Annotated in this window: 27 protein-coding genes and 3 pseudogenes; 9 read left to right on the forward strand and 21 right to left on the reverse strand. The window is 49.9% G+C overall.

The features are described from left to right. Positions 1 to 19 precede the first annotated feature (19 nt). The gene (locus HGT71_RS01460; RefSeq protein WP_241594953.1) at positions 20 to 1,369 is read left to right on the forward strand and encodes a carbohydrate porin; all 1,350 of its coding nucleotides are present in this window, start codon (positions 20 to 22) and stop codon (positions 1,367 to 1,369) included. Positions 1,370 to 1,406: 37 nt separating this feature from the next. Here HGT71_RS01460 and fhuB read toward each other — a convergent pair whose 3' ends face one another. From fhuB to fhuF, 4 genes are read right to left on the reverse strand one after another with little or no spacing between them, the layout of a single operon-like run. Continuing rightward, positions 1,407 to 3,332 (reverse strand): Fe(3+)-hydroxamate ABC transporter permease FhuB, encoded by a 1,926-nt coding sequence (gene fhuB, locus HGT71_RS01465; protein ID WP_214216214.1) that lies wholly within the window; start codon positions 3,330 to 3,332, stop codon positions 1,407 to 1,409. Further along, entirely contained in the window at positions 3,325 to 4,227 is a 903-nt protein-coding gene (locus tag HGT71_RS01470; RefSeq protein WP_214216215.1) for an ABC transporter substrate-binding protein, read from the reverse strand. The genes fhuB and HGT71_RS01470 overlap by 8 nt, the downstream gene beginning before the upstream one ends. Beyond that, on the reverse strand, positions 4,217 to 5,017 hold the full coding sequence (locus HGT71_RS01475) for an ATP-binding cassette domain-containing protein (RefSeq protein ID WP_425328659.1): 801 nt from the start codon (positions 5,015 to 5,017) through the stop codon (positions 4,217 to 4,219). The genes HGT71_RS01470 and HGT71_RS01475 overlap by 11 nt, the downstream gene beginning before the upstream one ends. 10 nt (positions 5,018 to 5,027) lie before the next feature. Next, positions 5,028 to 5,702 (reverse strand): siderophore-iron reductase FhuF, encoded by a 675-nt coding sequence (fhuF, locus tag HGT71_RS01480; RefSeq protein ID WP_214216216.1) that lies wholly within the window; start codon positions 5,700 to 5,702, stop codon positions 5,028 to 5,030. Between the two features lie 128 nt (positions 5,703 to 5,830). Between fhuF and HGT71_RS01485 the strand changes: the two genes are divergently transcribed. Genes HGT71_RS01485 through HGT71_RS01495 form a run of 3 tightly spaced genes read left to right on the forward strand, consistent with a single transcriptional unit; the run spans position 5,831 to position 10,373 of the window. Next, positions 5,831 to 8,053, forward strand: coding sequence for a TonB-dependent receptor (locus HGT71_RS01485; RefSeq protein ID WP_214216217.1), 2,223 nt, complete (start codon positions 5,831 to 5,833; stop codon positions 8,051 to 8,053). A gap of 48 nt (positions 8,054 to 8,101) precedes the next feature. Continuing rightward, positions 8,102 to 9,730 (forward strand): multidrug ABC transporter permease/ATP-binding protein, encoded by a 1,629-nt coding sequence (locus HGT71_RS01490; protein ID WP_214216218.1) that lies wholly within the window; start codon positions 8,102 to 8,104, stop codon positions 9,728 to 9,730. 13 nt (positions 9,731 to 9,743) lie between these two features. Further along, on the forward strand, positions 9,744 to 10,373 hold the full coding sequence (locus tag HGT71_RS01495; RefSeq protein WP_214216219.1) for an alpha/beta hydrolase: 630 nt from the start codon (positions 9,744 to 9,746) through the stop codon (positions 10,371 to 10,373). A gap of 45 nt (positions 10,374 to 10,418) precedes the next feature. Here the strand turns inward: HGT71_RS01495 and HGT71_RS01500 are convergent, their stop codons facing one another. From HGT71_RS01500 to gloA, 8 genes are all read right to left on the reverse strand, one after another. After that, complete coding sequence (locus HGT71_RS01500; protein WP_214216220.1) at positions 10,419 to 11,054, reverse strand: carbonic anhydrase; 636 nt, start codon at positions 11,052 to 11,054, stop codon at positions 10,419 to 10,421. 81 nt (positions 11,055 to 11,135) lie between these two features. Then, positions 11,136 to 12,059, reverse strand: a complete 924-nt coding sequence (gene glsB, locus HGT71_RS01505; RefSeq protein WP_214216221.1) for a glutaminase B — start codon at positions 12,057 to 12,059, stop codon at positions 11,136 to 11,138. A 69-nt stretch (positions 12,060 to 12,128) separates the two neighbouring features. Continuing rightward, entirely contained in the window at positions 12,129 to 13,433 is a 1,305-nt protein-coding gene (locus HGT71_RS01510) for a PQQ-dependent sugar dehydrogenase (RefSeq protein ID WP_214216222.1), read from the reverse strand. Next, positions 13,430 to 13,873 (reverse strand): DUF2231 domain-containing protein, encoded by a 444-nt coding sequence (locus tag HGT71_RS01515; protein ID WP_214216223.1) that lies wholly within the window; start codon positions 13,871 to 13,873, stop codon positions 13,430 to 13,432. The genes HGT71_RS01510 and HGT71_RS01515 overlap by 4 nt, the downstream gene beginning before the upstream one ends. A 103-nt stretch (positions 13,874 to 13,976) precedes the next feature. Beyond that, positions 13,977 to 14,846, reverse strand: a complete 870-nt coding sequence (locus HGT71_RS01520; protein ID WP_214216224.1) for a LysR family transcriptional regulator — start codon at positions 14,844 to 14,846, stop codon at positions 13,977 to 13,979. A 16-nt stretch (positions 14,847 to 14,862) separates the two neighbouring features. After that, positions 14,863 to 15,759, reverse strand: coding sequence for an AEC family transporter (locus HGT71_RS01525; RefSeq protein ID WP_214216225.1), 897 nt, complete (start codon positions 15,757 to 15,759; stop codon positions 14,863 to 14,865). Positions 15,760 to 15,813: 54 nt separating this feature from the next. Next, entirely contained in the window at positions 15,814 to 17,280 is a 1,467-nt protein-coding gene (aldA, locus tag HGT71_RS01530; RefSeq protein WP_214216226.1) for an aldehyde dehydrogenase, read from the reverse strand. Positions 17,281 to 17,306: 26 nt separating this feature from the next. Next, positions 17,307 to 17,834 (reverse strand): lactoylglutathione lyase, encoded by a 528-nt coding sequence (gloA, locus tag HGT71_RS01535; RefSeq protein ID WP_214216227.1) that lies wholly within the window; start codon positions 17,832 to 17,834, stop codon positions 17,307 to 17,309. A 178-nt stretch (positions 17,835 to 18,012) separates the two neighbouring features. Here gloA and budC point away from each other — a divergent pair. Beyond that, positions 18,013 to 18,775 (forward strand): annotated as a pseudogene (gene budC / locus HGT71_RS01540) (meso-2,3-butanediol dehydrogenase). Here the strand turns inward: budC and HGT71_RS01545 are convergent. The 5 genes and pseudogenes from HGT71_RS01545 to HGT71_RS01565 all read right to left on the reverse strand — a co-directional run. Further along, a pseudogene (locus tag HGT71_RS01545) lies at positions 18,776 to 18,988 on the reverse strand (metal ABC transporter solute-binding protein, Zn/Mn family); the annotation flags it as partial. A 158-nt stretch (positions 18,989 to 19,146) separates the two neighbouring features. Next, positions 19,147 to 19,911, reverse strand: a complete 765-nt coding sequence (locus HGT71_RS01550; RefSeq protein ID WP_214216228.1) for an NADPH-dependent F420 reductase — start codon at positions 19,909 to 19,911, stop codon at positions 19,147 to 19,149. Positions 19,912 to 19,928: 17 nt separating this feature from the next. Continuing rightward, positions 19,929 to 20,663: an NADPH-dependent F420 reductase gene (locus HGT71_RS01555; RefSeq protein WP_214216229.1), complete on the reverse strand. Its 735-nt coding sequence runs from the start codon at positions 20,661 to 20,663 to the stop codon at positions 19,929 to 19,931. Positions 20,664 to 20,693: 30 nt separating this feature from the next. Then, positions 20,694 to 21,128 (reverse strand): MarR family winged helix-turn-helix transcriptional regulator, encoded by a 435-nt coding sequence (locus HGT71_RS01560; RefSeq protein WP_181540659.1) that lies wholly within the window; start codon positions 21,126 to 21,128, stop codon positions 20,694 to 20,696. 290 nt (positions 21,129 to 21,418) lie between these two features. Then, positions 21,419 to 22,060 carry a recombinase family protein gene (locus HGT71_RS01565; protein ID WP_214216230.1) on the reverse strand — a complete coding sequence of 214 codons (642 nt, stop codon included), beginning with the start codon at positions 22,058 to 22,060 and terminating at the stop codon, positions 21,419 to 21,421. Positions 22,061 to 22,226: 166 nt separating this feature from the next. Between HGT71_RS01565 and HGT71_RS01570 the strand changes: the two are divergent. The 3 genes and pseudogenes from HGT71_RS01570 to HGT71_RS01580 form a co-directional block, all read left to right on the forward strand. Beyond that, positions 22,227 to 22,598, forward strand: a pseudogene (locus tag HGT71_RS01570) (DUF4158 domain-containing protein); the annotation flags it as partial. 34 nt (positions 22,599 to 22,632) lie between these two features. Beyond that, positions 22,633 to 22,851, forward strand: coding sequence for a helix-turn-helix domain-containing protein (locus HGT71_RS01575; RefSeq protein ID WP_244986351.1), 219 nt, complete (start codon positions 22,633 to 22,635; stop codon positions 22,849 to 22,851). 66 nt (positions 22,852 to 22,917) lie between these two features. After that, the gene (locus HGT71_RS01580) at positions 22,918 to 23,949 is read left to right on the forward strand and encodes an NADP-dependent oxidoreductase (RefSeq protein WP_214216232.1); all 1,032 of its coding nucleotides are present in this window, start codon (positions 22,918 to 22,920) and stop codon (positions 23,947 to 23,949) included. Positions 23,950 to 23,968: 19 nt separating this feature from the next. Here HGT71_RS01580 and HGT71_RS01585 read toward each other — a convergent pair whose 3' ends face one another. The 4 genes from HGT71_RS01585 to HGT71_RS01600 all read right to left on the reverse strand — a co-directional run bounded on the left by HGT71_RS01585 (position 23,969) and on the right by HGT71_RS01600 (position 25,375). Beyond that, positions 23,969 to 24,373 carry an alpha/beta fold hydrolase gene (locus tag HGT71_RS01585; protein ID WP_214216233.1) on the reverse strand — a complete coding sequence of 135 codons (405 nt, stop codon included), beginning with the start codon at positions 24,371 to 24,373 and terminating at the stop codon, positions 23,969 to 23,971. Between the two features lie 94 nt (positions 24,374 to 24,467). Beyond that, positions 24,468 to 24,677 (reverse strand): alpha/beta fold hydrolase, encoded by a 210-nt coding sequence (locus HGT71_RS01590; protein ID WP_214216234.1) that lies wholly within the window; start codon positions 24,675 to 24,677, stop codon positions 24,468 to 24,470. A gap of 13 nt (positions 24,678 to 24,690) precedes the next feature. Beyond that, a complete protein-coding gene (locus HGT71_RS01595; protein WP_214216235.1) occupies positions 24,691 to 25,011 on the reverse strand; it encodes an AzlD family protein in 321 nt (106 codons plus the stop codon). Beyond that, positions 25,001 to 25,375 carry a hypothetical protein gene (locus HGT71_RS01600; RefSeq protein ID WP_214216236.1) on the reverse strand — a complete coding sequence of 125 codons (375 nt, stop codon included), beginning with the start codon at positions 25,373 to 25,375 and terminating at the stop codon, positions 25,001 to 25,003. The genes HGT71_RS01595 and HGT71_RS01600 overlap by 11 nt, the downstream gene beginning before the upstream one ends. 53 nt (positions 25,376 to 25,428) lie before the next feature. Here HGT71_RS01600 and HGT71_RS01605 point away from each other — a divergent pair, with 53 nt between their 5' ends. Next, positions 25,429 to 25,911 (forward strand): LysR substrate-binding domain-containing protein, encoded by a 483-nt coding sequence (locus HGT71_RS01605; RefSeq protein WP_244986352.1) that lies wholly within the window; start codon positions 25,429 to 25,431, stop codon positions 25,909 to 25,911. Positions 25,912 to 26,178 lie beyond the last annotated feature (267 nt).

The following is a 26,178-nucleotide window of genomic DNA, read 5'->3' on the forward strand; positions in this document are numbered from 1 at the left end:
ATGGACTTGGAGAAATTGCATGGATGCGAAACCGCTTTACGGTTGGTTGCTTATCGCCGGTATGTCTATCTCAACCTCACTCACCGCTGCACCGTTCACCCCCACTGTATTAGGTTTCGAACCGCCCCCTGAACAAGGTTTATTGGGGGATATGCTAGGGTTGAGACCTCGATTAACGCAGGAAGGGTTCAACTTCAATTTCGGCTACTTATCGCAAACGGCGAGTAATTTACATGGCGGTGCCGATACGCGGCACAAAACTGCTTATATCGATCAGTTTGCATTGACCTTCACACAGAATCTCGAAGCCTTAACGGGGATCCCCGGTGCCGTTATTGAGGGAAATATCGTCAATCGTAACCATAACCAGAACTTAGCGACGCAGCGTTTGCAAGATAAGTCTGTACCGATGACCGATTTAGCGCAGGAGAGCTGGGGCGGTCAATCGATTACTCGCTTGGGCTGGCTCACCGCGGGAAGAAGCTTTTTAGGGGGTGACCTGTTCTGGCGCGTTGGGCTAATGAATAAAGTCCAAGTCTTTGATCAGGCGATCCCTTGTGATTTCCAAATCCTCTCTTTATGTGGCGGAAAGTCTGCGTATTCCATGACGTGGAATAACTGGAACGTTCACACATGGGGGACTAGCGTAGAATGGAAAGCCACACCGGAGCTGGCGATAAAAGTCGCCTTAATGGAGCAGAACTCCCAAGCGGCGAGTCGTGCCCATGCGTGGAGTGTTTCCACCCAACACAGTAAAGGCGTGATTGTACCGGTCGAGGCAGAGTGGAAAACACAGGTCAATCAGCTTCCCGGTATCTATACACTGGGGGTGAGTTGGACAAACGCTGAGCAAACGCATTTAGCCCGGGGAGTCAGTCAATACTGGGGAGCCAGTGATCCGAATGGTTATGCCAAAACCCATAATTCTTATTATCTCTGGGCCGCGGCAAATCAACAAGTTACCCGCCATAGTAATGATCCGCTCCGGGGGATGAGCCTATCGGCGAGTTTAGGATTAGGTGATAAGCGCACGATACGCTTACCGGCAGTCGGGTCAGTCTCCGCACGTTATCGGGGGATGTTCGATGCGCGCCCCAACGATTGGCTAGGCTTAGGCGTAAGCTATGTCAAGGTGGGTAGCTGGGCGAATAGAGACCAACAGCAGCAACAGGCGGTAGCAGCACAGCAAAATATCGCGGGCTATTGGCCGACTGGCAGTTCAGCAATCAATACGGAATTATTTTACCGTTTCCAGCTAACACCTTGGTTCCAACTGCAGCCCAGTCTGCAATATTGGCATAATCCCGGCGCAGTCAGTGATACGCCGGATGCATGGGTAATGGGAGTGAAAACCACCGTCACTTTCTAACCTTACCGCTAGCCCTTAAACAGGGCTAGCTTTTAACTCAAGGTCGCCGATACAGCAACCATAACAACGCTGGCGCACCGAGAATAACTGCCACTATCCCTGCAGGTACCTGGAATGGCCACATGACCAGTCTACCGATAAAATCGGCGGCTAACATCAATAGTGCCCCGCAAATCACGCTGACCCATAACGCGTGTCCAAAACGGTAAATCCCCAAATAACGCGCAGCTTGCGGCGCTAACAGCCCGACAAAACTCATCGGTCCCAGCAGAAGTGTTGCGCCAGCACTTAAGGTGGCACACCAAATAATTAATAGAGTGGTGCTGCCGCGCAGGGATAAACCGCGTGACGATGCCACTGTTCTTCCTAGCGGTAGCAGGGTTAACCAGCGTGTGAAGAGCAAGCTGATTGGCAGGCTGACTCCCAAGCCGACTATCGCCGCAAGGGCCTTTTGCGGTGTCGCTCCCCAAGTCGATCCTGATAACCAACTAATAATAACGCTACTATTCGGAGCGCCTGAGGCTAAAAACAGCGTAATCAAGGCTAATGAAAATGACCCCAACGCTGTCCCGACAAGGAGAATTTTTGGCGTTTGATCACTGGCATTGATCGCAAAGAGGATAATGATACCTAGGCTTATCATCGCGCCCAATGCTGCCACAGGAAACAGCAGTAGGGCGCTTGCACTCGGCATCAATACCAGTAACAGCACGACGGCACAGGCAGCACCGCTATTAATTCCCAACACTTCTGGGCTAGCGAGAGGATTACTGGTTAACCGCTGTAAAATGACCCCAGCGCTCGCGAGCAACCCTCCACAGCCGACTGCCATCAACGATCTTGGCCAGCGTAAATCATAGGGATCGCCCAAACTGATTAGCCAGCCGTGGGAGGCGTGTGTCAAGGTAAATGCTAAGATTGCTACGCCAAGTAGGGTGAGCAATAGAAACACCTTAGCGACTTTGGGCAGGATAAGGACTTTGACGGCAGTACTGCCTAAAGCAGGCGGGTGCGGGAAACGCGCCTTAACGATGATCAGTAACATCAATGGAATACCAATAATCGCCGTGATGTTCCCAGCACTGATCTGCCAATTGAAGGCCTCGGCGAACAGCGCCAATTGGTCACAAAAGAGTAATAAGCCCGCGCCAAACGCCATCCCTAATAGCAGGCCTCTTTTAAAAGATAATCGCGGAAATAGCCGAGTAATTTGCGGCGCAAATAACCCGATAAAACTGATTAAGCCAACTTGGCTGACGGTCCAAGCGGCAAGTAATGCCATCAGTCCCAAGGCCAATAAACGATAGAGTCGGCTATTGCCGCCTAAACTATCGACAACCTCATCAGACAGTTTGAGTAAGGCGAGGGCGCGCGCGCTGAACAAGATCAGCACCGTGACGACCACTAACATAGGCAAGAGTTGCGTGACGACCGACCAATCGTTCTGCGCTAAATTACCGCTATTCCAGATAAAGAGGGATTGCATCTGTTCATGATGGAATAGCACCAGGCCATTTTGTAATGCGGAACAAAAAAGCCCCATCACCATTCCCGTTAGCAACAAGGTTAAGGGCGACATCCCTCGGTGGCGGCTCAATGCATAGATCATAGCGGTAGTGATAAAGCCTCCCGCCAGTGCAAAACTCTGCGTGACCCAAGGCGTGACACTCGCGAATAAGGCAAGGGTTGTGCCCAACTGAGCACCGGAAGCAATACCCAGCGTCGCAGGCTCAGCGAGGGGATTTTTCAACACCAGTTGTGCTAACAGCCCACAAAGGCCTAATGCTGCCCCCGCCAATAGGGCAACCATTATCCGCGGTAAATAGCTTTGTGACCACAACAGTGCTGCCATACCGGGTTGTGTCGCAGTACTGGTGACTAAATGCTGCAGATTCCAGCCAATGAGCAGAGCGGTCAGTAATGCTAGCAGGGTAAAAGCAAATCCCGTCCGAAGTTTAGTCATGCCATTGTCCTGACAAATGAAGAAGTTGCTCAGTAAAACGCAATGCCGCGTGAAGTCCGCCGTACATCCATGCGCCTTCTACTTGATAGTGGTTATGCTGCTGCATAAAGGGCATTTTCTGCCAGAGGCCAGATTGCGGCACGGTGCGCGTTGCTCCGCGTTCGCCATGCATAAACTCAATCGCGATATCCGTTTCGACAGGGTAAAGTTGTTCGACCCCGATAACCGCGCTACCCCACATATTGGCACTCCCTTGCCATGCACACTCTAGCCCTAAATACGCTAATACCTCCCCAAAGAGGCTACTCGGTGACATGACTAAGACTTGGCGCGGACTCAAAAAACTATACAGCAATAGCCGTTTACCCTGCCAAGGTGCCAGCTGTTGGCGAGCAGCCGTCATGCTTGCCTGCCATACCGTTATGCTGCGCTGCGCGTAGGCTTCACGGCCAAGGTGGCGGCCAAGTTGTTGTAGATTGTCGCGGGCAACGCTGAGAATTTTTTTACCTGGCAGAGTAAAAGGATAACGGATGACTTCACCAAATTGTTGTAGCCTGCTTTCCGGTAAGGGGGAATAGAAGGGCAAAATCATGATATCGGGGCGTAACTGCGCAAGAAGCTCCAGATTTGGCTCATTACGCAGTCCTAATTCTAGGGTAGTAGCAGGAAGTGACGGTGTCACAACCCATTGGCGATAGCTCGGGATATCACTGACCGCATAAGGTGTTAATCCGACGCCGTCGATAAGCTCAACAGCCGTCCAATCGAGTGCGGCTATGCGAGGTTGCGGTAGGGTCGCCGCGCGCAATGAGGGAGAAAGACTCGATGCAACGCCAATCCCGAGGCCATATTGCAGTAAACGCCGACGGGTAAAGTGAATAGGCTTATTTGACATAGCTAATAGGCGGTAATAGGGGATCGGGATGGGTCACGCCCATTGGAACATGGTAAATCGCGGAGAGTTGTTCGGCTGTCATCAAGGCTTGTGCATCACCTTTAAACACGGTTTCACCTTGCCGTAACGCCACAAACTCGTCGCAAAATCGTGCCGCCATATTGATATCATGCAACACCATGACAACCGTAAGCTGACGAGTGCGAGACAGATCGTGAATGACCTGAAGTACCTCTTTTTGGTGGGCGATATCCAGCGCTGAGGTGGGTTCATCTAATAACAAACAGTGACTTGCTTGCACCACGCACATCGCAAGCCATGCTCGTTGCCGCTCACCACCAGAGAGTTGCTCGACGAGGTGGTCGCTCGCCCAATGCAAATCGACACTTCGGATTGCGTCCTCAACCAAGGACATATCTTCGCTACTGACCCGTTTTAAGGCACCGTGCCAAGCATAGCGGCCTAAAGTCACTAATTCTTTTACTGTCATGCCTTCAGCAGGCGGTAATTGCTGCGGTAAATAGGCGATATGGCGAGCAAATTCGCGTGCGGGCCACTTCGCAATAGGCCGATTCTGCCAGAGAATATCACCGCTATGCTGCGTATTTTGACGGCTAAGTAAATTCAGTAGGGTCGACTTACCCGAACCATTGTGGCCGATTAGCCCGGTCACGCGGCCAGGGGAAAAGGTATGGGTCACTGGCTGCAATATTTGACGCCCGGCGATCTGTACCCCAGCATCGCGCAGTTCAAACAGCGGCACCGACGCGCTTTGTCTTACATTGTTCACAATCTTTCCATTAGCGTTTTGACGTTGGGCAACGATCAAGTGGGCAAGAGGCACACAACTCTTTATCCAAGTGAAAGCGCATACAACAATGACGTCGTTGTATTATCGCGGGCTTATCAGCTTGGTCAAGTGTGATGAAGGGTTGATATAGACGGTTTCGCTCGCCATTAATCAAGTGTGTGGTAGCAAAAAGATGATGTAACAGGTGCGTGGGAACCTGTTTTTGTTCCACTCGACGCATACTTTGATGTAAGCGCACTGCCGCGTTACTCCAAAAAAGGGCGAGGGGATGTCCCGCAATCCCCGACAGAGTTGAGCAGACCGGCGCGATAAATCCAGAAACCAATTGCTGAATAGCTTGGTATTGTTCGGTCTCGCTTTGTGCCGCAAGCGAGAGATGACTGACGGATATGGGATCAGGAAATCCTTGGTGATTAAGCGAAAAACTGCCAACCCATTGCCAGAGTGGATAAGCGCGCTGGTCAACCAATAACTGCTCGCCCCAGGTTAATAACGTACCGGCGAAGAACCACTGTGACCACTTAGATAACCAGGCCAATTGCTCAGGCGACCGATAGGTATTCCAGTCTTGTGGGAGTAAGGCTCGAAAACTCTCGCAAGCGCGTAAGGTCGCTAGGGGATACGTATTAGGAAGTGACTGGGCGATAGGGGCTGTTCTAGGCATGTTGTCGCTCGCACTACGGGAAATTGTTCAATAGTAATGCAAATGAGAGATATTTGCATTACTATTGTCGGCATTTTGTAAGATTAACGACAACAATAAATTATAACCTAATGAAAAACGGATACTATATGCCTCTTACCTCCCCTACAGGTCGACAGAAACGCCTTGCGCAGGCTATTTCGTTAAGCCTGTGGCCCTTAACCTATAGTGTTTTCGCGGCCACTTCACTCAACACCCTGGTGGTAACGGCTACGCCAGCAGCCAGCGATAATGCTAATGGCCAACACCTTATTCCAGCTTTTCTCGATGGCAACATTGCCAACGGTGGACGCTTGGGCGCGTTGGGGGAGCAGAAGGCGCTAGATGTACCGTTTAACGTAGTCGGGTATACCGCTAAACTTATTGAGCATCAGCAAGCGAGAAATCTTGCGGATGTGATGAAAAACGATGCCTCGGTGCAGAACGTCAGAGGCTACGGTAACTTTTCTCAAGGCTTTCGTATCCGTGGCTTTGATCTGTCAGCGGACGATATTGCACTAGGGGGCCTCTATGGAATTTTACCGCGACAGATTTTGCCTCTCGAAGCCGTCGAGCGCGTAGAGGTGATTAAAGGCTCCAGCGCCTTCCTCAATGGCGTGCCTGCCGCAGGAAGTGGTGTAGGTGGAAACATTAATATTGAGCCAAAACGGGCGGATTCAGAACCGACTCAGCGTGTCAGCGTCGATTACACTGGCCGAGGCCAAGCCGGGGTCAGTGCCGATGTCGGACGCCGTTTCGGTGATAACGATCAATTTGGGGTAAGGGCTAACGTTGTCCATCGTGAAGGCGAAACCGAGATTCACAAAGAACGTGACCGTACCACGGGTGCTTTCTTAGGATTGGACTATCATGGCGACAAGCTAGAAAGCTCATTAGACATGGGCTATGTCAAATCTACCATCCACCATGGCCGAGTGGGTATTCGTCTTAACGCCTTGAATAACGTTATCACGCTACCCAGCGTGCCAAGCGTACCCGGTAACCGAACCCATTACAGCTCAGCGTGGAACTATGCTGATTTAGAAAGCCGTTATGTGATGATGAAAAACGATTATCATCTTAACGATAAGTGGGTCGTGTATAGCGCCATTGGCAGCAGTCATAATAATGAATGGTCGGCAAGCGGTGCGCCATTGGTAAGCGATATGGCAGGACGTTCAACGGTAACCCGTTTAACCACACACTATAAGTCAGATACCACCAGTGGAATGATCGGCCTACGTGGCAAAGTCGATACCGGTCCGGTTAGCCATCAACTGAATATGAATTATTCTGGGATTTATAATCGCAGCGCCAGCGCCTATACGATGTCGAGCGCGCAGGATTTCGGCACGATTTATGACCCGCGTCCACAGTCCTCCCCGGCTACGGCCTTTTCTGATGGTAATATGGCTAACCCCCATATCCGCAGCAAAAATATCAATAATGGCGTCGCATTATCCGATACCTTAGGGTTTTGGCAGGATCGCGTACTGGTTACCGCTGGCGCGCGTTACCAACATATCGATGTAAAAAATTATAGCTATCAAGGCGTCCAAGATAAGAGTGCCGCATTGAAAGCACACCGCTGGTCGCCGGTCTATGGCGTGGTGTTTAAAGCCACTGACTGGTTATCACTGTATGCTAACCATATTGAGGGGCTGCAGGCATCAGGTACAGCCCCTTCATCAACCGCTAACTCGGGTTACATTGTCGGACTCGGACGTACCCGCCAAAACGAGGTCGGTGTTAAGGTTGAAAAGGGCCGTTATGGCGGAAATATTGCGTTATTTGATATGCGTCGTCAGGTCGGCTTAACCGGCAGTGATAACGTTTATCGCCTCGCAGGTGAACAGCGCAACCAAGGTGTAGAGGTGAATGTCTTTGGTGAGCCGGTGTTAGGTTGGCGTGTCAATGCAGGTTCCACTTGGCTACGTCCTAAGATGTCCAACGCCAATGGCTATGAAAATAAGCGCTGGGTAAGTTATGATGGTAAGGATGCGGTGGGCGTCCCGCGCAACCAATGGACCTTGGGTACCGAGTGGGATATTCCTCGGGTCGAGGGGTTGATGGTGCAGGCAAATTTACTCCATACCAGTCGCCAATATGTTAACAGCGCCAACACCTTGCGAATCCCAAGTTGGACGCGCCTTGATATGGGCGTGCAATATCAAATGCCAATTCAATCGTCTACGGTCAGCGCGATCACTTGGCGGGCTGGAGTGGAAAACGTTACTAACGAAAAATATTGGGATACCGTCGGGACTAACAATGGTTATCTGACACAGGGTGATCCCCGTACTTACAAACTCTCTATGAGCCTTGATTTTTAAGGTATCGCCACTCGGGAGGCGACTCCCGAGTGCTAACACAAGCTAATTATGCAACTACTGAAAACCATTCTCCGCCAGCACACGCTGGCTTTCAGCGCCATCATCTTACTGAACTTATTGAGTGCCGGATTAGGCATCGCGATTATCTCATGGATTAATCATGGGCTATTGGCCGAACACTCTTTGGCCTTAGGGATCAGCAAAATGCTGGGCCTGCTCATCTTATTACTGGTGACGACCCTTGGCGCGCAGTGGTGCCTCACCACCCTGGGTCACCAATTTATCTGGCGTAAACGTTCAGCGATGGTCTGGCAGATGATGAACACTCCAATTGCCACGCTTGAAGCGAAGGGCGAGGGGGAATTACTTGCGCTACTGGGGCCTGATATTCGTAATATTACCTTAGCGTTTGTCAGGCTACCTGAATTGATCCAGGGTATCGTTCTGGCCCTCGTCGCGATCGGCTATCTGGGCTATCTGTCGATTCCGGTGTTACTGATTACGATAGGCTGGTTAGTTGTCACCTTTACGCTGGGTTATAAGATGGTCAGTAAGGTATACCAGCACATTGCGAAAGTCAGGAATCATGAAAGCGACTTACAATCCTCATTTCAGGTCGTGATCCAAGGCAGAAAAGAGCTGGCATTAAATCCGGCACGGGCTAAACACTTCTATGAAGGCCACTATCAGACCGCGGCGTTGGGGTATAAGCAAAATATCATTCAGGCCGACAGTTACCATCTTTCCGCGATTAACTGGTCAAATATTATGATGCTTGGGTTAATTGGCGTGATATTTTTACTTGCCGAGACACAAGGATGGGTCTCCATGGCGGTGGCCACCTCATTCTCCTTAACGATTCTCTTTATGCGCACCCCGCTATTACAGGCTATTGGCGCCTACCCGACCTTATTGTCCGGTGAATTAGCCTTTAAGAAAATCAATGAACTGCTGCCAGAGAAGCCTCCAACGCAACCGGATGAAACCCATAAAGTAAAAGAGAACTGGCAACAATTGCACTGGGACAGTATGACGTGGCAATACCCAGATAATGGATTTCAAGTGGGGCCGCTGTCGATGACCGTCAACCGCGGCGAGACTCTGTTTATTATTGGTGCCAACGGTTCGGGAAAATCGACATTAAGTTTATTACTGACTGGGCTTTATCCCATGGCACAGGGGCATGCCTATTGTGACGGTCAGTCAATTGACAGCAAAAGTTTACAGTCATTGTTTTCAGTGGTGTTTACCAAACCCTATCTATTCGACACTGTCTTTCTTGAGCCGAGTGAAAGCGACCATGCCTTAGCCGCAGAATGGTTGGCACGCCTGCAGCTTACCAATAAAATCACGTTCAATAATCATCAGCTCAGCACCTTGTCATTGTCGGCGGGGCAAAGCAAACGCGTCGCGCTGCTGCTTGCCATGGCTGAGAAACGCGATATCCTATTTCTTGACGAATGGGCCGCAGAACAAGATCCGCAGTTCAGGCGCTATTTCTATCGCGAATTACTCCCTTGGTTGAAGCAACTTGGGAAAACATTACTGATTATTAGCCATGACGATGACTATTTCGATGTCGCCGATCGTGTCTATGCTATGCAACAAGGTCACCTGCGTTTATTAAGCGCAGAAGAGAGTCGCCAGGCTGCTCGTGCAGTGGTCTCGCAGTCTTAATAAAGGATTTTTAATGAAAAAATTAGTCATTCTGTTACACGGTTATGGTAGTGACGGCAACGATTTAAAAGGGCTGGGCGAATTCTGGGCTGGCTCCTTACCCGGACTACGCTATGCCTCACCCAATGCGCCACAACTTTGCGAAGCGGGCATGGGCTATCAGTGGTTTAGCCTGGCGGATATCACTCCACAAAATCGTCAACAACGCTTGAGCGATGCGCGTCGCGCCGTTGATCAGATCCTCACTACCATCATGCAACAGCATGATATTGATGCCGCTCAGGATCAGATTGTATTGGTGGGCTTTTCACAAGGGACGATGATTGCGCTCGATATCTTATTACGCAGCCAGTATAACGTTATCGGCCTAGTTGGGTTTTCTGGGCGGTTAATTGAAGCGCCCACTCAAGCGCCCACCACCACGGCTGAGGTCTTATTAGTACATGGTGAAGCGGATGAGGTCGTGCCGGCCCAAGAGACACTTAATGCGCAAGCCACACTCAATCAACTCGGTATTTCCTGCCAAGTGATGATTGAACCCGAGCTGGTGCATACTATTTCTGCTGCGGGGGTAGAGGCCGCCACACAATTCTTAATCGAGCGTTTCGGTTGGGAAGATGAGGACGAAGAAGAAGATATGTAATGAGAGTCGCCCCAAGTCGTGAAAGAAACGACTTGGGGCGTAGGATTATTCGAAGCAGGTCTCAGGGTTGTCCGCGAGGCTCACAAAATGCTCACCATGTTTGTCCAACGCATGAATCTGCCCGGTTTCAATATCATACACCCAGCCATGAAGATTGATCTTTTTGTTACGCAGTGCAACGGCAACAGAGGGGTGCGTTTTGATATTGTTTAGCTGAGCAATCACGTTTTCACGGACCATCACGTTCAGTTTATCTTCAGGCGATGAATACTCATGCTTCTCCACGACCGCTTTTGCGGCATCAGCATACCGTAGCCAGTGCTCAACTGCTGGCATGGTATCTAAGCAAGCACAGCTGGCAATCGCCGACATGGCACCGCAGTTTGAGTGACCACAAATGATGATATCCGTGACGCCAAGTGCCATCACTGCATATTCGATAGTGGCTGAAACACCACCCGGTTCAGGACCGAAAGAGGGAACAATATTACCAGCGTTACGAATAACGAATAACTGCCCAGGTTCCTGTTGGGTGACCAACTCAGGGACTAAGCGGCTATCAGAACAGGAGATGAAAAGCGCTTTCGGTTTCTGACTTGAAGCAAGACTACGAAAAAGTTCTTCTCTTTCAGGATAAATGTCTTTCTGGAAATTCAAGAAGCCATCAATAATTGTTTTCATACTTATTCCACATAGGTGCAGGTATTAAGGAAAAACGAAACCCATTATCAGGGTCCGCGTGCTTAACCACAAAAGTCTGTGTTAAAAAACAGAAAAAGCCAATCGGTCCGAAATATGCTCTAACACCGCCGTACCGGCTAATGAATTACCAAACTGGTCAAGGGCAGGTGACCATACAGCAATACTCATTTTTCCTGGCACGATGGCAACAATCCCACCACCGACGCCTGATTTTGCAGGTAACCCTACTCGCCAGGCAAATTCCCCCGCGGCATTATACATCCCGCTTGTCATCATTAGGGCATTGATATGACTCACTTGTCTATGGTTAAGTTCCTGTCTAAACAAAACCTTACATAACTCAGGTGAGATCAAATAGCGGAAGCAGCGGGCCAACTCTTCACAATTCATTGAGAGCGCACAGTAGTGAAAATAATTTTCCAAGACCGTATTCACATCATTATGGAAGTTATCGAAAGACTTCATTAACCATGCAATAGCGGCGTTGCGGGCGGAATGAGCAAGCTCTGAACTGGCGACCTGACGATCGTAATGAATATCTTCGACGCCACTTAACCGCCGCACCAAGGTTAACATCTGCTGGCGTGGTGCCGATAAACGGCTTTGTAGCATATCGCAGACGACCAATGCCCCGGCATTGATAAAGGGATTTCGAGGAATACCCTGTTCCATTTCCAACTGGACTAACGAGTTAAAAGGTTGACCCGAAGGATCTTTCCCCACTCGCTGCCAAAGATCATGTTCTGAATAACGGGTCATCGCCACGGTGAGTGAAAGCACTTTGGAGATCGATTGGATAGAAAAACGCTGTGAGGCATCACCCGCCGTTAATAACTGACCATCATGGGTGCAGACAGCGACCCCTAATTGGTTTGCCGGGACTTTGGCCAGCGCAGGGATATAAGAGGCAACCTGACCTTGCCCCAATAGTGGACGCACCTCGTCAAGGATGGATTCAAGAAAAGCATTATCTAAACGCGGCACGACTCGCTCCCAACACAAATAAAAAAGGTGAGCATGATGCGATGCTCACCTAGTAATTGCAAGCTTAAATCATGGTGCAGCGCTGACTCGCCAAACTTGATTACCAACATCGTCGGCGATGATCAAAGCACCTTGATTATCAAGGGTTAACCCCACAGGCGCCCCAAAGATCGTTTTCTGATCATCAGAGACAAAACCGTCCACCACTGTCTTAGGTTGGCCCACCGGTTTACCTTGGGAGAATTGCACATAACTCACTCGGTAACCATTAAGTGGCTTACGGTTCCAACTACCATGTTCGCTAATAAACAGGCCATCTTGGCCAAACCCAGGCAAGTGACTGCCTTGTGCAAACTGTAAACCAAGCGGCGCAACATGAGAGCTTAGGGCATAATCTGGAGCCACCGCGCTGGCGACCTTATCGGGAGCAGGGGGCTGGACTCTGCGATCAACATGTTGGCCATAGTAGCTGTAAGGCCAGCCATAGAAAGCCCCTTCCTTCACCTGGGTGAGATAATCGGGGACTAAGTTTGCGCCAATCTCGTCACGCTCATTGACGATAGTCCACAATTGCTGAGTCGCCGGGTCAAAGGCAACGCCAGTCGGGTTACGTAAGCCACTGGCATAAATACGACTTGCCCCGCTTTGGCGATCAATCTCAAGGATCGCGGCGCGTCGGTATTCGGCTTCTAACCCATTTTCAGTGATATTACTGTTCGACCCGACCCCAACATAAAGGTGTCTACCGTCCGGTGAAGCGGTTAACGATTTGGTCCAATGATGATTTATCGTCGAAGGTAAGTCTGCAAGACGCTTACCTTGAGTGGCATCTATAGTGGTATCACCCGTCTGATAAGGGAAGACGAGGAGGGCATCTGCATCGGCAACGTAGAGTGATTGACCAATCAGCACCATACCAAAAGGTGAGTTCAGATTCTGGATAAAGGGATATTTTTGCCAGTGGCCTGCTGCATCTTTACGCAGTAATGTGATACGGTTTCCTCCTCTACCCCCTTTGCCCGAATCCTTTTTCACCCGTCCCGAAATAAGCTGTTTAGGCGTAGTAACCGCCTCGCTCCCTGGCGCATTGGACTCTGCCACTAAAATATCATTATTCGGCAGTCGATAGACCATCCTTGGGTGGGCTAAACCTTGGGCAATACTCTCTATTTTTAACCCTGCCGCAGGGTGAGGGGTTTGCCCCTGCGCCCAGTCAACTTTTGACGGCACGCTAATCGGCGGCAGTAAGAACGCGCTCGGTTTATCGAGCTTCGGATGGGGGCCAATCTGTTCAGCGATAGTGGTCGATTCGCTATTATCGCATCCTGCTAACAGAGCACAGAGAATAAGCATACTGCATTGACGATTTATCATAGTGCCTCCTGCTGTTGACGAGGCCTGCTCAGCGCATCATTCAGTACCGCCAGGACTAACAATGCGACGGTCACTCCTGACAGTACAAGCCCAGCGGGCATCACACCCCACGCATCACGGCTGTGCACGAACGCATTAAATATCGCCACGATGATGGCTAAGGCATTTAGCCAAAAACTACGACGGGCTGCTAACAGTGGCGAGACGGAATGCGATACCCAGACTTGGTAGAGATTAATCAAACGTGGAAGGATGGCAAAAAGTAGGCCGAAGAAATTAAGCCAACTGGCTCCTTTGACCCAGAAGATCTCTTGCGTCATAAAATAAATAATATCAAAGCAAAACCCCGCGACAAAGGCACCATACGCCGCGGGATTGAGAAGATTAACCAGAAAAATCGCTAACCGCGAGGGTGAGCGAAAATGTGTCACAGAAGGCATAGCAGGCTCCTAAACGTCATAGACAGTCTATTGAGCATGGCTAACATTTTACAAATTAACAACCTTTTTAACAAAGTTATAATTTTAGCGCTTTTGTTCAGGCCTACTTCGCCGGTATCACCTCATCCACCATTGACAAAAAGGCTTTCTCAACCGGAGAGGCGGAATAACGGTGCCAGACTAAATAGATATCGCAAGAGGAGAGCGTATCCAGTGGATAGCAATAAAGGCCTTTCACTTCATCATTATTTTCGATAAAACTGCGTGGCATCACGGTAAAGCCAAGTTTTTGGCGAATAGCCCCTAAAATCAGTGGGTAAGACTCTATATCACATTGTTGGCGCGCTTCCAGTTGTTGTGCAGCCAGCCAATCCTCGATAAGAACATGATAAAAGCAGTGCTCACCGAAGGTATAGAGCGTCAATTGCGAAACCTGCTCGATAAAAGTCTCTAAGCTTGCACAATGGGTGACTAAACATAAGCTTTCAGGGCCGAACAGTCGGCTTTCAAGTACCGGGTGTTCAACCGGACCATCGACAACCACCATATCCACTTCACCTGCCAATAAACGGTCCATTAAGGGCAGGGAAGAGTGACTTGAAAGTGACACTGTCACATCTGGATATTGCTGCATAAAGCCTATCATTATCTGCTGTAAACGGCTGTTCAGGGCAACATCTAACGCACCGAGGCGTAAATGACCCTTTAGAGATTCGGGTTTAAAAAAGTGAAGGCACTCCTCGCTCTGCTTCAGTAACTGCTGCGCTTGAGGGTAAAATGCACGACCTTCCGGGGTGAGCGTTAACCGCTGTTTATCCCGATTGACTAACGCAACGCCCAGACTTTCTTCTAATTCACGGATACGCGTTGAGATATTAGACGGGACACAGTGCATTTTTTTCGCAGCTTGTACCACACTCCCTGTTTCGACCAGTGCGCAGAAAATGCGTAATTGGGGCAGTTTCAACAACATATCGACTCTCCTACTTCTACATTGACAACAGTGTGTGCCAAATCGGTATCGTAATGAAAGAGAGTAAAATAGCATATCCTTGAATAGCATTGGCCAAAACAGGTTGTAAACCCGCACGTTGTGCCATGATCGCCGCCGCGATCATCGGTGCCATAGCACCTTCAATCACTGTGACCTGTTGCGTGAGAGACGAGGCACCGCTGACGACGACAACCCCCCAAACGACTAACGGTGCGGCGACTAATTTCCAGACCACTCCCGTAATCAGCGGTGAAATCCCACCACGTGGTGGTCGTAGGGCAATTTGTAACCCAACGCAGAACAGGGCTAAAGGCGTTAAGGTTGCGCCTATCTGACTGAATGGGGTCTGGAGAAATTCAGGTAAGCCACCGAGGGGTTTACTCGCCAGACTGACACAGAGCGCAATAAAAGGGGGAAAGGTAACCACTTTCTGCGCAATCATTTTAACGGTGGGTGTTTGACCGGAACACAGCGCCATCACCATCACGCCCAAGGTGGAGAGAATGATAAAACTGCCTACTTGGTCGGCGATAACCGCAACTTGTAGCCCGGCGGCACCATAGTAACTCTGCACGATGGGATAGCCCATAAAAGAGGTATTACCTATCCCTGCGACTAACGCTACAACACCTGTCACCGCACGTGGCCAAGACAATACTTTGCCTATTATGACAGCTACCGCTAACGCCCCGAGAAAAATACACCACATGCCTGCTACAGGCACTAGGGATTCGCGATTAATCGTAGTATGCGGGATAAGCGTTAAGATCAGGCAGGGAAGTGCGACGGTGATCAGCCACCAGTTGATTGAGGGAACTAACTGTTCTGGATAGGACAAGAAGCGGCGTGCTGCGATGCCCATTATTAGGCAGATAATGAGTAAAGGATTCATGGTAAGGACCGAACGGGATGAGAGATAACCGGTGCCGCAGCACCGGTAAAAGGCTTATGACTTATAGTTGAGGTACACTGTTTTTTGCTTCACGTAGAGTTGATAACCGTGTTCGCCATCATCACCGCCGATGCCTGATAATTTCCAACCGGCGTGGAAGCCGTTGATCTCTTCAGGGCCGTAACGGTTAATATAGACTTCACCATATTCAAGCGCGTCGCTAATTTGCATTGCCGCGTGCAGATCGCGGGTATACAGGTAAGAGCTTAATCCGTATTCACAATCGTTCGCCAGGGCAATCACTTCATCCAAGGTATCGAAGACCACGACAGGGAGAATCGGACCAAAGGCCTCTTCTTTCAAGATGGTCGCATCCGCCGGGAGATCGGTCACGATCGTCGGTGCAACCCAGTTACCCTCTTTAAACTTAGCGTCGGTAGGCACCTTGCCTTGCCAGAAAATCTTGCCACCTTCTTTTTGGCTTTTCGCTAACAGCTCATCCACGTGGGATTTCTCTGCTGCAGAGACCTTAGGACCCATAGTGGTTTTAGACGCCATCGGATCGCCTACAACAACTTTATCTGCCGCTTTTTTCAAGGCTTTCATAAAGGTGTCATAAACATCGCGTTGAACGTAAGTGCGTTCATTACAGATACACACTTGCCCACAGTTAGCCATACGTGCATCGATAGCATCCTGAGCGGCTTTTTCAATATCGGCATCGGCCAGTACGATAAAGGGTGCTTTACCCCCCAGTTCAAGGGAGACAGGAATCACTTTTTCCGCAGCGTTCTTAGCAATAATTTTACCGGCGCGAGTCGATCCAGTCATAGTCACCAGTTGGACATCAGGATGTTTAACTAATGCGTCACCGACCTTGCTGCCTTCGCCGCAGAGAACGTTAATCACGCCATCTGGAATGCCAGCGGCTTTACTCAGTGTCGCGAGAGCTAATGAACAAAGTGGGGTATTTTCACTCGGTTTGACGACAATAGTATTACCCGCGACTAACGCTGGAGCCGTTTTACGCGCGAAAATTGCCAGTGGAAAGTTCCAGGGAATAATGGCAGCGACCACGCCTAGAGGCGCTTCTTTGGTGATGGCCTGCTGTTGCGGATGGTTTGACGCCAAGACATGTCCGGTACGTTTCCACCCAAAGCCAGCGTAGTAACGCAGCATTGTCATCGCCATTTCCACTTCGCCAATCGACTCACTAAGCGGTTTACCTTGCTCAGTCGTCAGCAGTGTAGCAAGGGCTTTTTTATGCTTTTCAATTTGCTGTGCGAAAGCTTGCAGATACTCTGCACGTTGTGGTTGTGGCAGGGCGGCCCACTGTTTTTGCGCGTTTTTAGCTGCAGTAACCGCCTGATTCGCCTCTGTTTTACTTCCCATAGCCACCTTGGCGATGGTTTCACCGGTAGCAGGGTTCAGCACATCATCGGCAGTCTTACACTCCACCCATTGGTTATTGATAAAGTGAGCGGCATTTTCAGGCAGTAATTTTTTAAAATCGGTAGACATAATTTCTCCTATAGGGTCCGTCAACATTACACGTCAAGGGGAGTCGGTTGTAGAATCTCGATCCAATAACCATCGGGGTCTTTAATAAAAGCGATGTGTTTCATACGGCCATCGCTAAGACGCTTTTGAAACGATACATTCAGGGCTTCAAAGCGTTCGCAGGCTTCGCGGACATCTGGTACAGAAATGCAAATATGACCGAATCCTTGCGGCTCATCATTACCGTTGTGGTAATGGAAGTCTGGCTGAGTTTCAGTGCCGTGGTTGTAGGTCAGTTCCAATACGCCTGTCTGGCTAAGTACCCACTCTTTACGCGCTTCTTCGTCATCGGGGATGACGGAAAGTGGCGCACGTATCAAATAGACGATGGTAAAGGCTGCGTCATTATTAACCTGCTCGTAAACCGGAACGAAACCTAAAACATTGCAGTAAAAATCGACTGAGTCCTGAAGATTTTTAACCCTGATCATCGTATGGTTAAAGTGATAACCAGCCGACTCTGCACTTCGCGTACGGTCAAAAGAAAATTTTTCAAATAGTGTCGCTAACGCCATAAATGACTCCTTAAGTAAGGCTGTGAAAATCTACTGACTCAAAGTTTAGGACAGGATTTCGTTTTACGAAAGTGACAGTTTTTGAGAAAAGATATTCACTATTTGTGAAATGACAAATATTGCGTTTCGAGGATTCTGTGCCACACTTTTGGGTAATTACGTCGATAAGGATCACATAATGTCTCGTTTTACAGATAAAGTGGTGGTAGTTACTGGCGCAGGATCTGGTATGGGTGCCGCAACAGCGAAGGCCTTTGTAAACGAGGGTGCGAAAGTCGTGCTAGTCGGCCGAACAGAAGAGAAATTAAAAAAAGTTGCGGCAGAATTGCCCGCCGCGCAGGTACTTTTAGCCCCTACAGATGTCGCCGATCCGCATGCGGTCACCGCTAGCCGCCCACGTCGAGCAGAAGTGGGGACATGTCGATATCCTGGTCAATAACGCTGGCGTAGTGGTGCAAGGTTTAGCCCATGAACTGTCGGTGGACGATTGGGATAAGCAGATGGGCACGAATTTAAATGGTGTATTCTATATGGTACGCGCCTTCGTCCCCGGCATCTTAAAGCAGAAAGGAAATATCGTTAACATCTCATCGGTCTCCGGACTCGGGGGCGATTGGGGAATGAGTTTCTATAATGCTTCGAAAGGGGCGATCAGCAACTTTACGCGCTCACTGGCTATGGACTATGGCCAGCATGGCGTCAGAGTTAACGCAGTATGCCCCGGCATGACAGAAACCGAGATGACCGCTGGGATCACCTCAGATACTCAAGCCCTCGATAAGTTTAAGGACCGCACGCCGCTGCAACGCCCCGGACAGTCTGAAGATATTGCGCATGCGGTGCTGTTCTTAGCCAGTGATCAGGCCAGCTATATCACAGGGGTTAACTTACCGGTTGACGGCGGCATTCACGCATCGAACGGCCAACCTCGCCAAGCCTAACTATTCTCGCATACTGGCTAACAGTTGCTGGGTGTTATAACGAACCGCCGCTAAATAGCTGGCCGCTGGGCCCTGTTGTGTAGACAGGGCTTCCGGATACAGCTCACCGCCAGGCGTTGCCCCGCTGGCCTGAGCAATTTGAGTGACTAACCGAGGATCGGTCTGATTCTCGGTAAAATAATGCTTAATATGCCGCTGTTTCAGTTCCTTAATTGGGGTCAGTTTGGATATCGAAAATTATTGTACGTTAAGGTGATTTTTTGTACCTCTGAGCTGTGGTAGAGCTTGACCATGTTGACAGGCAGCTTTGAGCGATCAGCAGACGTTTGCATTATCGCTCATGCATCGATAAATGAAATATGGCTTACGGATTACATAAAAAGAGTCCGGTGTAATCGGACAATATAATCTGCAGTCGGATTGGATCGCTTATCCCCCATTCGCTCCTGAATTGCCTGAACAGCAATATCCCGACGCGCAGGCAGCCGCGTTTTTTCCGTTGCGGCGATCGCTGACTTCATTTCATCATATGTGAGGTCAGTGCAGTAGCAAGGTGCACCCGGTTGTTGACGCCATGACTCCTCAATTGTACCTGCATCGAAAGCGTCGAACCCCGTATCACTGACAAGACGCATAACCATTTTCTTGTGCTCTTCGATATTCCCTGCCACCGGAATTGAAATACGTCCCACCGTGCCCTCTGCTGTACCTTTTGTCGCAAGGGAATCTGAACCTATTGCATTCCACGCCTTCACCAGCGGACGGTTCAGGAGATGCGCCACCCACGCGCTTTCGACCTGACCATCTGAGAACGCATCAATGTTGCCGTCGCGATGTGGATAATAGTTAGAGGTATCAGCAACGATAACATGCTGGGGTAATTTCCGGATCAGAGGAGCGATATCCGCAAGCTTTGCCATAGGTATGGAAAGGATGACAACCTGCGCATCCTTCATGGCACTGACTGCATCAGCTGCTGCAGCGCCCGTTTCAAGCACGTCGGGGGCTATCGTTTCAGGTCCGCGTGAATTAGCAACCTTAACGGAGTAACCGGCAGATGCGAGACTGCGAGCAAGCGTTTTACCGATGTGGCCGGTTCCAAGAACAGTAATCCGGTACTTTTCATTATTAATCATAATTTTCCCTTTTTGGCTCAGGCCGTTACTGCACGGTTACGTTTGACGATAGCATCATGAGTGAGTTGTTCGCCTGCAGACATAAACTCCCTGATCAACGCATCTCTGTTCAGTGGAGCGCGAGTTTTATCCGCTGCCTTAAGGGCTGCTTCAAGCTCTCCGGTTTTTAGCTCAGTACAGTAGGCTGGCGTGCCGGGCTGTTGCCGCCATGATTCGCTAAGCGTACCGGCATCTACTGCATCGAAACCGGTCTGACTGACCAATTCAAGCGCAACAGATTTTGCTACCGGACTGTCGCCGGCAACCGGGATAGCGATACGCGACGGTGAACCGGCAGCCAGCCCTTTCTCTTGAAGCGTCTGGGCCAGAACAGCGTTCCAGGCTTTGACAAGAGGGCGTTTGACTATTTCACTGGCGTACACGCTTTCAGGTTTGCCTTCACGGATCTCTTCAATGTCCCCGTCGCGGAAGGGGTAGTAATTAGAGGTATCAATGACGACGACGCTTTCCGGAACATCACGCAAGAGTTCAGCCAATTCACCATGCTTATCAAAGGGTATAGAGAAGATGATGACGTCCACATCTCGTACGGCCTCCTGGCGCTCAACCGCCAGCGCACCCACTCTTCGCGCCAACTCTACAATGGTTTCCGGTCCTCTTGAGTTCGCCAGTTTGACCTCATGGCCCTGCACAGAGAGCTTATTTGCCAGCGTCGCACCAATGTTTCCGGCGCCAATAATGCCTATTTTCATACAAGTACCTTTTATCTGAGTGGAGGATGATCAGTTATCAGCGGGATGGGCAAAGCTATTCAGGGTATCTCGTAACTCCTCAAGCTTTGTATCCGATAACTGACAGGCTGATTTGATTCTTTCGGTTACGCGCCACAGCTCGCTTTGCAACGCGAGCCCGTCATCGGTGAGGGTAATGAGAACCCGCCTTTCATCTGCGCGATCCCGCGTGCGGGTTATGCGTCCGGCAGCCTCAAGTCTTTTGAGAATGGGAGTAATGGTGCCGGTGTCCATGCCAAGCTTATTCCCAATATCACCCACGGTGCGTGGGGTTCCGTTAAACAACTCCAGCATGACCAGATACTGGGGAAAGGTAAGGCCCAGCGGATCCAGGAACGGCTTATGTAACCGGTTCATGCGGCTCGCCGCACCATAGAGCGCAAAAGAAAGTTGTGTCCCTATTTCCTGTCGTGACTGCATGTTCATATGCCAATCCATTATCTTGTTGATGATTATATAGTGTGCTATATAAAAGCATATAGCAAACTTTTCGTCAGTTATAGAGTGATGAATAAGTAATTCGTGCGGTATGACAATGACAACAAATCAGGCTGAGAAGTCTCCAGACCGACGGGTACTATCGTTCTGGGCTATTCAAAAAGGTCTGCTGTTGGCACGCAGCGGACTTTACTTACATAGATGATGCGTCACGCTGCTAGTCACAGGGCGCTAACTATTACGCCATGGCTGCAAATAAACACTGTTATTTCAGCTTTTCAGGTTGATTCATTATTTTTATGAAGCGCTTGTATCCGGCAAACCTGTGATGCACTGTAGCCCGTAGCATCAGCCGTTTCCTGGATACTCAGTTTCTTTACCTGTCGGTAGTACAGGACTTTCTGATGCCGCTCCTGATCGGCTTGTTTACCCCGGTATTTCCCCAGTGTATGTGCCCGTTCAATTCCCTGCTTCTGGCGCTGGCGGCGGCTCAGCCAGTCCTTATGCGACATCTCGGCCATCAGGTCGATAAGCATATTATTGATGGCGGTTATCACGGCACGGGTGATTGGATCAGCCTGCGAAGGGTCTTTATCTGACAGCGCCTGCCATGAGGTGGGTACATCCAGGCTGACAATCCGCAGTTCGTGTTGTTCTATCTGCTTTTTCAGCGTCATCCAGTCACTGTTACTCAGACGGGTCAGGCAGTCAATTTGCTCGACCAGTAAAATATCATTGCGGTGACTGTCCATCAGTAAGCGTCCCAGCTCCGGGCGGTCGAGTTTTGTACCGCTTATGTTCTCCCGGTAGTAACTGGCTATTTTATGTCCCCGCTCCTGAACAAACTGCTCCAGCATCTCTTTTGCCCGATCGGCGAACTGATCTTCCGTCGATGCCCTTAAATAAGCTCTGATGAACACTTTTCCACCACGTTATCGCATTTAGGTTATTGCATTTAATCTATCGCATATAGGTTATGTCATTCATCGTCTGTCGTCACGTTTGAGTATGGCGTCAGGGTGTACCCTTATGCGATAAGCATTTTTGTTAAAAATACCGAACCGAATAATTCATGAGGGAAACTATATGGCAAGGAGGCAGATTCTTTCTCTGTCGGAAAGAGAATCATTACTGGCATTGCCAGAAGATGAGTTAACGCTGACCCGAATGGCGTATTTCAGTGAGCATGATCTGGCGCTTATCAGTGCTCACCGTAAACCCGCCAACCGTTCTGGTTTTGCCGTCCTTCTTTGCTACCTGAAAAATGTCGGCTTTGCCCCGGATAAAAAAATCCCACCCTCTGATGCGCTGCTGAAGCATATCGCCAGCAGGCTAAAGCTTACCGGGGATCTCTGGCCTGCTTACCTTTCCGGCAGGGATACGACCCGGCGTGAGCATTTAACCGAACTGTACCGCTATCTTGGCGTAAAGGCGTTCACCGGCAAACTCCCGGGCAGCATTCGCCAAACATTTTCATGAGTTGATGGGCACCATGCCGATACGCTATCTCACCGCTTGGCGTATGCGGTTGGCCAGTAAAGCACTCGGATTTAGCGGTGAAGCGATTAAGACTCTAGCCTTCGAGCTTGGCTATAAAAATGAGAGTACCTTCAGTGTGGTATTTAAACGCTATTATGGTCACTCGCCCAGTCAGCATAGGCGTTTAGGGCCGGGCGTTACGCTCTCTGGCGCATCAAAGGATAAGTTGTAACCCTAGCGAGTGGGCAGAAAGTTAGCTAGGCTCTACTGAACAGTATTTATCTTTTAAGGAGTCGCTATGTCCACTGCAGCACAGACTTATCAGGGGTGGCAGCTTAGTCAACGCCCAAACGGAGAGCCGACTGAGCAAAGTTTTGCTTGGGTCACCGGTGAACGGCCTACGCCTCAGCCGGGGGAATTGCTGTTGCGCACGGAATATCTTTCACTCGATCCCTATATGCGCGGCAGAATGGATGACAGTGAGTCCTATGCACCGCCCGTACAGCTTGGCGATGTGATGGTAGGCGGGACGGTGTCTCGCGTTGTGCACTCCACAGTGGAAGGCTTTGCAGAGGGCGATTGGGTATTATCCCAAGGCGGCTGGCAAAACTATTCTCTGGCGAAACCGCAAGAGGTCGTCAAGCTCGATCAGGCAATGGCACATCCCTCTTATGCGCTAGGGATACTGGGCATGCCCGGCTTTACAGCTTACATGGGCCTTACGGATATTGGTAAACCCCAGCCTGGTGAAACCTTAGTGGTGGCGGCGGCTACCGGTCCTGTAGGGGCGACAGTTGGCCAACTCGCAAAACGTTTTGGTTGCCATGTGGTGGGTGTCGCAGGGGGGGCGGAGAAGTGCCGCCATGCAGTGGAGGTGTTAGGCTTTGACCACTGTATTGATCACCATGCGCAAGATTTCGAGCAACAATTAGCCTCGGCCTGCCCTAAAGGAATCGATATCTATTTCGAAAATGTCGGTGGAAAAGTTTTTGAGGCGGTATTTCCTCGCTTAAATCCCCGTGCTCGCGTACCCGTTTGCGGGGCAGTTTCCTATTACAACCATGCCGATCTGCCTGATGGGCCGGATAAAACACCTTATATTCTTACGCAGTTGATTAAGAAGCGTATTCTGTTACAAGGCTTTATTATTTTTGCCGATTACGCGGATCACTATTCAGACTTCCTAACCACCATGGCCCCTTGGGTGGAAAACGGCGAGATCCATTATCGTGAACAAGTGATAGAGGGACTTGATCAGGCACCAGCGGCCTTGAACAAAGTGTTGCGTGGTGAAAACTTCGGTAAGGTTGTGATCAAGGTCCAGTCCTAGCAAACCCTCTACCACTTCATCACGTATTACCACCGTCGTCATGGGTGACGGCGGTGGCGTCTAGCCATTCCACGATCGTTTTCGCAAGTAATTGCGGTTGTTCGAGGGGGATTAAATGGCCTGATGCCTCGAAGACCTTTAAGGTACTCTGCGGGATCTGTTGCGCTAATTCTTCCGACTCGGCTAGGCTTCGAATTCGATCGTGGCGACTTCCGATGACTAACGTAGGGCAGTGTAATGTCGCCGAGGCTATACCCGTTCTTGATAAGGATGATTGGCATCGCCATGCCGTAGGCCCCAATCGTTCCCCCATGGCGTGAACGGCTGAGATTAAAGCTTCACAGTCACCCTGTTGCGGATGCAGCGCAGCGCAGCGCGGATCGATCGAGGACTTAGCTTGGTCAATTTTTGCTGCGTCGACCATTGATGTTCAGTTCCGTGCCGTTGTTCGCGTAAAGACGTAGCGATAAGCACTAAGCCGGCGACGCTTTCGGGACAATCAGCGGCTAACTGTCTCGCTACATACCCCCTAAGGAGAATCCGACCACGACGCATCGCTTTGGGAGTTGGGGCCTTATCCGTTGAACGATCGCAGGGATATCATCGCCGCCACATAGTGGGAAAGGGTGAAGCGTATAATGCGAGGGTAAGGCCTGAATGACCTGATCCCATAAGGTTTCATCTAACATAAAACCGGGTAACAGTACCAGTGCTTGCGGCATAGGCATAGTCTTCCTCCTGTCAGGCATTAGGGTAAAAAAACCTTAACAACGCAGCCACCATGACGCCCGCCGTTATGGCAATCATCGGGCGTTTACTGATCATCATGATTAACGCTGTTGTCAGTAATGCCAGTTGAGTGTCTTTCCCTCCGGTCAGAAGGTCGTGCGCAATGATGGCCACTAGCACTGAGCCAGACATCGCTTTTATAAAGGCGTGCACTCTGGGGGTAAAGCTGAAGTACGACATGATATACACACCGCCCCAACGCGTCAGTAACGTGACAATCGTCATCACGGCAATAATAATCAGCGTTCCAACACCTTGTGTATTAATTAACATCGCGACCTCTCACCAGCATGCCCATGATTCCGCCAGCAATAGCACCCACGATAATATGGCTATTTTGCGGATCAAAATGATACGCCAGCAGAGAGGCGCCCGCAGCGCTAAGACCTATCAGCAAGGTATTACTATTTTGCTTCTCTTCAAACACCATCGATAGTAGAAAACAGCCCATCACCATATCGAGTCCGAAACGATGCAGGTCCTGTAAATCTTGCCCGACATACACGCCGACCAAGGTACCTAGATTCCATGCCAGCCATAATGCGAGACCACCACCGAACAGCGCGCCGAGTCCTGAGCGGCTTAAAGAAAATTCTTTAACTGCTACTGCCCAGTCAGCTCGTTGTGCGAGGCCCACGACAGCTTCAACTGACGGTAGAAGGACAGAAACTGTTGGGGTATGCCAGGAGAATGCTCGACTTGCATGCAGAAATTAAGACATCCTTTCAAGGGGAAGGCCTTACAGGTCGTATTCGGTTAGGGGTGCCTGACGATTATGCGGCGAAGTACCTGACGCCCGCGCTTAAACGGTTTGCCTCACACTTTACCGCTGTGGAGATTGAGTTAGTTTGTGAGCAATCGACCTCGTTACTGCCGCGCGTTGAACAGGGAGAACTCGACTTAGCCCTGGTTTCTCGTGAAAGGCCCAATCAAGGTACGTTTTTATTCTACGAGCCTATGGTATGGGTAGGTTCCTCACAGTTTGAGCTCTGGCGGCGTGACCCAATGCCGCATGCCATTTATGAGCCAACGAGCTTAGCAAGACGCAGTGCGATCAACACACTTGGCCTGCAAGGACGACGATATAAAGTGGTCTACCTTAGTTTAAAGTTTGGCGGGACAGATCGCGGCAGTAGAGAGCGGGCTGGCTGTGGCCGTCTTCACGCACTGTAGCGTCCCGCCGCATTTACAAATATTAGGGAATCCCCAGCAACTCGGGCCACTCGAACCGATGGAAGTGGCGCTATATCCTAGTCCGTGCTCACTGGATAATATCGCCGTGGATAATTTATATCGGTTATTACTAAAAACACTGCGCTCCTAAACCTATTATGCGTATCTTTAGGATTTAACAAAGAATAGTGCCAATAGACTGAAAAATTATACTTTTCACGATCAGGAACATTTTATGCTTTATAAGGTCAATTATATAATTCCGAT

The sequence above is a fragment of the Rosenbergiella epipactidis genome (genome assembly GCF_018494055.1).
Classification (GTDB): domain Bacteria; phylum Pseudomonadota; class Gammaproteobacteria; order Enterobacterales; family Enterobacteriaceae; genus Rosenbergiella; species Rosenbergiella epipactidis.

What these genes read in the sequence shown, in the direction of transcription:
- HGT71_RS01460 (WP_241594953.1), top strand. Translation starts at nt 20, where the DNA reads ATGGATGCGAAACCGCTTTACGGTTGGTTGCTTATCGCCGGTATGTCT.
- fhuB (WP_214216214.1), bottom strand. Translation starts at nt 3,332, where the DNA reads ATGACTAAACTTCGGACGGGATTTGCTTTTACCCTGCTAGCATTACTG.
- HGT71_RS01470 (WP_214216215.1), bottom strand. Translation starts at nt 4,227, where the DNA reads ATGTCAAATAAGCCTATTCACTTTACCCGTCGGCGTTTACTGCAATAT.
- fhuF (WP_214216216.1), bottom strand. Translation starts at nt 5,702, where the DNA reads ATGCCTAGAACAGCCCCTATCGCCCAGTCACTTCCTAATACGTATCCC.
- HGT71_RS01485 (WP_214216217.1), top strand. Translation starts at nt 5,831, where the DNA reads ATGCCTCTTACCTCCCCTACAGGTCGACAGAAACGCCTTGCGCAGGCT.
- HGT71_RS01490 (WP_214216218.1), top strand. Translation starts at nt 8,102, where the DNA reads ATGCAACTACTGAAAACCATTCTCCGCCAGCACACGCTGGCTTTCAGC.
- HGT71_RS01495 (WP_214216219.1), top strand. Translation starts at nt 9,744, where the DNA reads ATGAAAAAATTAGTCATTCTGTTACACGGTTATGGTAGTGACGGCAAC.
- HGT71_RS01500 (WP_214216220.1), bottom strand. Translation starts at nt 11,054, where the DNA reads ATGAAAACAATTATTGATGGCTTCTTGAATTTCCAGAAAGACATTTAT.
- HGT71_RS01510 (WP_214216222.1), bottom strand. Translation starts at nt 13,433, where the DNA reads ATGATAAATCGTCAATGCAGTATGCTTATTCTCTGTGCTCTGTTAGCA.
- HGT71_RS01515 (WP_214216223.1), bottom strand. Translation starts at nt 13,873, where the DNA reads ATGCCTTCTGTGACACATTTTCGCTCACCCTCGCGGTTAGCGATTTTT.
- HGT71_RS01520 (WP_214216224.1), bottom strand. Translation starts at nt 14,846, where the DNA reads ATGTTGTTGAAACTGCCCCAATTACGCATTTTCTGCGCACTGGTCGAA.
- HGT71_RS01525 (WP_214216225.1), bottom strand. Translation starts at nt 15,759, where the DNA reads ATGAATCCTTTACTCATTATCTGCCTAATAATGGGCATCGCAGCACGC.
- aldA (WP_214216226.1), bottom strand. Translation starts at nt 17,280, where the DNA reads ATGTCTACCGATTTTAAAAAATTACTGCCTGAAAATGCCGCTCACTTT.
- gloA (WP_214216227.1), bottom strand. Translation starts at nt 17,834, where the DNA reads ATGGCGTTAGCGACACTATTTGAAAAATTTTCTTTTGACCGTACGCGA.
- HGT71_RS01550 (WP_214216228.1), bottom strand. Translation starts at nt 19,911, where the DNA reads ATGATTAATAATGAAAAGTACCGGATTACTGTTCTTGGAACCGGCCAC.
- HGT71_RS01555 (WP_214216229.1), bottom strand. Translation starts at nt 20,663, where the DNA reads ATGAAAATAGGCATTATTGGCGCCGGAAACATTGGTGCGACGCTGGCA.
- HGT71_RS01560 (WP_181540659.1), bottom strand. Translation starts at nt 21,128, where the DNA reads ATGAACATGCAGTCACGACAGGAAATAGGGACACAACTTTCTTTTGCG.
- HGT71_RS01575 (WP_244986351.1), top strand. Translation starts at nt 22,633, where the DNA reads ATGCCGATACGCTATCTCACCGCTTGGCGTATGCGGTTGGCCAGTAAA.
- HGT71_RS01580 (WP_214216232.1), top strand. Translation starts at nt 22,918, where the DNA reads ATGTCCACTGCAGCACAGACTTATCAGGGGTGGCAGCTTAGTCAACGC.
- HGT71_RS01585 (WP_214216233.1), bottom strand. Translation starts at nt 24,373, where the DNA reads ATGGTCGACGCAGCAAAAATTGACCAAGCTAAGTCCTCGATCGATCCG.
- HGT71_RS01590 (WP_214216234.1), bottom strand. Translation starts at nt 24,677, where the DNA reads ATGCCTATGCCGCAAGCACTGGTACTGTTACCCGGTTTTATGTTAGAT.
- HGT71_RS01595 (WP_214216235.1), bottom strand. Translation starts at nt 25,011, where the DNA reads ATGTTAATTAATACACAAGGTGTTGGAACGCTGATTATTATTGCCGTG.
- HGT71_RS01605 (WP_244986352.1), top strand. Translation starts at nt 25,429, where the DNA reads ATGCTCGACTTGCATGCAGAAATTAAGACATCCTTTCAAGGGGAAGGC.